This is a genomic window from Xanthomonas sp. BRIP62415 (assembly GCF_003993515.1).
Lineage (GTDB): Bacteria > Pseudomonadota > Gammaproteobacteria > Xanthomonadales > Xanthomonadaceae > Xanthomonas > Xanthomonas euroxanthea.
This window is the reverse complement of the sequence record NZ_QEZH01000045.1, coordinates 1-5658: the sequence shown is the minus strand read 5'-3', so window position 1 is coordinate 5658 and position 5658 is coordinate 1. Positions and strand designations below refer to the sequence as shown.

Sequence of the window (5658 nt, the reverse complement as noted above, 5' to 3'; positions counted from 1 at the left end):
AAGGTGTTGACGAAACGAAAAAGCCGGCTATGATGGGCGGCTCGCTACACGGAAAGATGCTTCGGCAGATTGAGGTGCAGCGGCGGCAACTTCCTCTTCACGAGGGGTTGACGAAGATGAAAAGCCTGCTAATATGGCCGGCTCGCTTCGCAGAAAACCTTCGGGTCGAAACGAAGCAGCGTCAACCACCTCGAAATGAGGTGTTGACGGAAAGAAAAAGCCCGCTACAATGGGCGGCTCGCTTCGACGGAAACGACGAAGCTGACGGGAACGGCGCTGAGGCCACTTCCCAATGTTCTTTGACAGTGTGCGCAGGTAATTTGTGCGGACGCCTGCAGGAAGGATGATTGTCCATCTTGCAGACGTTTAATCAAAAAGCAACATATTAATTGCTTTGCAAGCGATAAGTTGTCAGTGGTTGAACTTCTGCAGCTAAAGTATTTGTCTTCGGACATGTAATTTTAAGTGAAGAGTTTGATCCTGGCTCAGAGTGAACGCTGGCGGCAGGCCTAACACATGCAAGTCGAACGGCAGCACAGTAAGAGCTTGCTCTTATGGGTGGCGAGTGGCGGACGGGTGAGGAATACATCGGAATCTACTCTTTCGTGGGGGATAACGTAGGGAAACTTACGCTAATACCGCATACGACCTACGGGTGAAAGCGGAGGACCTTCGGGCTTCGCGCGATTGAATGAGCCGATGTCGGATTAGCTAGTTGGCGGGGTAAAGGCCCACCAAGGCGACGATCCGTAGCTGGTCTGAGAGGATGATCAGCCACACTGGAACTGAGACACGGTCCAGACTCCTACGGGAGGCAGCAGTGGGGAATATTGGACAATGGGCGCAAGCCTGATCCAGCCATGCCGCGTGGGTGAAGAAGGCCTTCGGGTTGTAAAGCCCTTTTGTTGGGAAAGAAAAGCAGTCGGTTAATACCCGATTGTTCTGACGGTACCCAAAGAATAAGCACCGGCTAACTTCGTGCCAGCAGCCGCGGTAATACGAAGGGTGCAAGCGTTACTCGGAATTACTGGGCGTAAAGCGTGCGTAGGTGGTGGTTTAAGTCTGTTGTGAAAGCCCTGGGCTCAACCTGGGAATTGCAGTGGATACTGGGTCACTAGAGTGTGGTAGAGGGTAGCGGAATTCCCGGTGTAGCAGTGAAATGCGTAGAGATCGGGAGGAACATCCGTGGCGAAGGCGGCTACCTGGACCAACACTGACACTGAGGCACGAAAGCGTGGGGAGCAAACAGGATTAGATACCCTGGTAGTCCACGCCCTAAACGATGCGAACTGGATGTTGGGTGCAATTTGGCACGCAGTATCGAAGCTAACGCGTTAAGTTCGCCGCCTGGGGAGTACGGTCGCAAGACTGAAACTCAAAGGAATTGACGGGGGCCCGCACAAGCGGTGGAGTATGTGGTTTAATTCGATGCAACGCGAAGAACCTTACCTGGTCTTGACATCCACGGAACTTTCCAGAGATGGATTGGTGCCTTCGGGAACCGTGAGACAGGTGCTGCATGGCTGTCGTCAGCTCGTGTCGTGAGATGTTGGGTTAAGTCCCGCAACGAGCGCAACCCTTGTCCTTAGTTGCCAGCACGTAATGGTGGGAACTCTAAGGAGACCGCCGGTGACAAACCGGAGGAAGGTGGGGATGACGTCAAGTCATCATGGCCCTTACGACCAGGGCTACACACGTACTACAATGGTAGGGACAGAGGGCTGCAAACCCGCGAGGGTAAGCCAATCCCAGAAACCCTATCTCAGTCCGGATTGGAGTCTGCAACTCGACTCCATGAAGTCGGAATCGCTAGTAATCGCAGATCAGCATTGCTGCGGTGAATACGTTCCCGGGCCTTGTACACACCGCCCGTCACACCATGGGAGTTTGTTGCACCAGAAGCAGGTAGCTTAACCTTCGGGAGGGCGCTTGCCACGGTGTGGCCGATGACTGGGGTGAAGTCGTAACAAGGTAGCCGTATCGGAAGGTGCGGCTGGATCACCTCCTTTTGAGCATGACGTCATTGTTCCTGTCGGGCGTCCTCACAAATTACCTGCATTCAGAGATTCATACCGGCACAGGTCGGTATGCGAAGTCCCTTTTGGGGCCTTAGCTCAGCTGGGAGAGCACCTGCTTTGCAAGCAGGGGGTCGTCGGTTCGATCCCGACAGGCTCCACCATATTGAGTGAAAAGACTTCGGGTCTGTAGCTCAGGTGGTTAGAGCGCACCCCTGATAAGGGTGAGGTCGGTAGTTCGAGTCTACCCAGACCCACCACTCTGAATGTAGTGCACACTCAAGAATTTATATGGATCAGCGTTGAGGCTGATACATGTTCTTTTATAACTTGTGACGTAGCGAGCGTTTGAGATATCTATCTAAACGTGTCGTTGAGGCTAAGGCGGGGACTTCGAGTCCCTAAATAATTGAGTCGTATGTTCGCGTTGGTGGCTTTGTACCCCACACAACACGGCATGTGACCCCGAGGCAACTTGGGGTTATATGGTCAAGCGAATAAGCGCACACGGTGGATGCCTAGGCGGTCAGAGGCGATGAAGGACGTGGTAGCCTGCGAAAAGTGTCGGGGAGCTGGCAACAAGCTTTGATCCGGCAATGTCCGAATGGGGAAACCCACTGCTTCGGCAGTATCCTGCAGTGAATTCATAGCTGCTGGAAGCGAACCCGGTGAACTGAAATATCTAAGTAACCGGAGGAAAAGAAATCAACCGAGATTCCCTAAGTAGTGACGAGCGAACGGGGAGCAGCCCTTAAGCTGGAATGGCTTTAGAAAAACAATCTGGAAAGATTGGCCATAGAAGGTGATAGCCCTGTATTTAAAAGGGCCACTCCAGTGAAGACGAGTAGGGCGGGGCACGTGAAACCCTGTCTGAATATGGGGGGACCATCCTCCAAGGCTAAATACTCCTGACCGACCGATAGTGAACCAGTACCGTGAGGGAAAGGCGAAAAGAACCCCGGAGAGGGGAGTGAAATAGATCCTGAAACCGTGTGCGTACAAGCAGTAGGAGCTCGCAAGAGTGACTGCGTACCTTTTGTATAATGGGTCAGCGACTTACTGTTCGTGGCAAGCTTAACCGTATAGGGGAGGCGAAGGGAAACCGAGTCTGATAAGGGCGCATAGTCGCGGGCAGTAGACCCGAAACCGGGTGATCTAGTCATGGCCAGGGTGAAGGTGCCGTAACAGGTACTGGAGGCCCGAACCCACGTCTGTTGCAAAAGACGGGGATGAGCTGTGATTAGGAGTGAAAAGCTAATCGAACCCGGAGATAGCTGGTTCTCCTCGAAAGCTATTTAGGTAGCGCCTCGGACGAATACTACTGGGGGTAGAGCACTGTTATGGCTAGGGGGTCATCGCGACTTACCAAACCATTGCAAACTCCGAATACCAGTACGTACTATCCGGGAGACACACGGCGGGTGCTAACGTCCGTCGTGAAAAGGGAAACAACCCAGACCCACAGCTAAGGTCCCAAATTCACTGCTAAGTGGAAAACGATGTGGAAAGGCATAGACAGCCAGGAGGTTGGCTTAGAAGCAGCCACCCTTTAAAGAAAGCGTAATAGCTCACTGGTCGAGTCGGTCTGCGCGGAAGATTTAACGGGGCTAAGCAGTGAACCGAAGCTTGGGGTGCATAAAACTTGTTTTATGCGCGGTAGAGGAGCGTTCCGTAAGCCTGCGAAGGTGGATTGAGAAGTCTGCTGGAGGTATCGGAAGTGCGAATGCTGACATGAGTAACGATAATGCGGGTGAAAAGCCCGCACGCCGAAAGCCCAAGGTTTCCTTGCGCAACGTTAATCGACGCAGGGTTAGTCGGTCCCTAAGGCGAGGGCGAAAGCCGTAGTCGATGGGAAGCAGGTTAATATTCCTGCACCTCGCGTGAGTGCGATGGAGGGACGGAGAAGGTTAGGTGTACCGGGCGTTGGTTGTCCCGGGGAAAGGCGGTAGGTTTGGATCTTTGGCAAATCCGGGATCCTTTAAGACCGAGCACCGAGACGAGCCTTTATGGCAAAGTCACTGATACCACGCTTCCAGGAAAAGCTCCTAAGCTTCAGCTCACGAAGACCGTACCGTAAACCGACACAGGTGGGTAGGATGAGAATTCTCAGGCGCTTGAGAGAACTCGGGTGAAGGAACTAGGCAACATGGCACCGTAACTTCGGGAGAAGGTGCACCCTTTTTGGTGGCTCATGCGAGCTATAGCTGAAGAGGGTCGCAGAAACCAGGCCGCTGCGACTGTTTATCAAAAACACAGCACTCTGCAAACACGAAAGTGGACGTATAGGGTGTGACGCCTGCCCGGTGCTGGAAGGTTAATTGATGGGGTCAGCCGCAAGGCGAAGCTCTTGATCGAAGCCCCAGTAAACGGCGGCCGTAACTATAACGGTCCTAAGGTAGCGAAATTCCTTGTCGGGTAAGTTCCGACCTGCACGAATGGCGTAACGACAGCGGCGCTGTCTCCACCCGAGACTCAGTGAAATTGAAATCGCTGTGAAGATGCAGCGTTCCCGTGGCAAGACGGAAAGACCCCGTGAACCTTTACTATAGCTTTACACTGAACGTTGAGTTCGTCTGTGTAGGATAGGTGGGAGGCTATGAAACTGTGGCGCTAGCTGCAGTGGAGCCATCCTTGAAATACCACCCTGTCGTGCTTGACGTTCTAACCTAGATCCGTTATCCGGATCAGGGACCGTGTATGGTGGGTAGTTTGACTGGGGCGGTCTCCTCCTAAAGAGTAACGGAGGAGCACGAAGGTACGCTCAGCGCGGTCGGACATCGCGCACTGTGTGCAAAGGCATAAGCGTGCTTGACTGCAAGATCGACGGATCAAGCAGGTACGAAAGTAGGTCTTAGTGATCCGGTGGTTCTGTATGGAAGGGCCATCGCTCAACGGATAAAAGGTACTCCGGGGATAACAGGCTGATACCGCCCAAGAGTTCATATCGACGGCGGTGTTTGGCACCTCGATGTCGGCTCATCACATCCTGGGGCTGTAGTCGGTCCCAAGGGTATGGCTGTTCGCCATTTAAAGTGGTACGCGAGCTGGGTTCAGAACGTCGTGAGACAGTTCGGTCCCTATCTGCCATGGGCGTTGGAAGTTTGAGAGGGGCTGCTCCTAGTACGAGAGGACCGGAGTGGACGAACCTCTGGTGTTCCGGTTGTCACGCCAGTGGCATTGCCGGGTAGCTATGTTCGGAAGCGATAACCGCTGAAAGCATCTAAGCGGGAAGCGCGCCTCAAGATGAGACTTCCCGGGGCACAAGCCCCCTAAAGGAACCATATAGACTATGTGGTTGATAGGTCAGGTGTGTAAGTACAGCAATGTATTGAGCTAACTGATACTAATGATCCGTGCGGCTTGACCATATAACCTCAAGTTGCCTTGGTCCCAACGAACGTTGGTAGATCATCAAACGCAAGCTACGTCACAAGTTAACTATGCGAGACTGGGCGCCTTAATCCGTTTCTTGGATGGCGACGCTCCAACCGTCTCCCTGGTGAAATTAGCGCTGTGGAACCACCCGATCCCATCCCGAACTCGGAAGTGAAACGCAGCTGCGCCGATGGTAGTGTGGCTCAAGCCATGCGAGAGTAGGTCATCGCCAGGGGCTTTACCCGAAACCCTCAGTCCAACAGGACTG

At 53.4% G+C, this 5658-nt stretch carries 1 protein-coding gene, 2 tRNA genes and 3 rRNA genes; all 6 read left to right on the top strand.

Annotated elements, in window-relative coordinates:
• On the top strand, positions 1-347 hold a 347-nt coding region (locus tag EO141_RS21565; protein ID WP_206514847.1), incomplete at its 5' end, for a hypothetical protein.
• A gap of 115 nt (positions 348-462) precedes the next feature.
• Positions 463-2009 (top strand): 16S ribosomal RNA (locus EO141_RS21255).
• 94 nt (positions 2010-2103) lie between these two features.
• A tRNA-Ala gene (locus EO141_RS21250) sits at positions 2104-2179 on the top strand.
• Positions 2180-2198: 19 nt separating this feature from the next.
• Positions 2199-2275: transfer RNA gene (locus tag EO141_RS21245), tRNA-Ile, on the top strand.
• A 227-nt stretch (positions 2276-2502) separates the two neighbouring features.
• Positions 2503-5383, top strand: a 23S ribosomal RNA gene (locus EO141_RS21240).
• Between the two features lie 127 nt (positions 5384-5510).
• A 5S ribosomal RNA gene (gene rrf, locus EO141_RS21235) occupies positions 5511-5625 on the top strand.
• Together the 16S, 23S and 5S rRNA genes with 2 tRNA genes alongside form the textbook arrangement of a ribosomal RNA operon.
• Positions 5626-5658 lie beyond the last annotated feature (33 nt).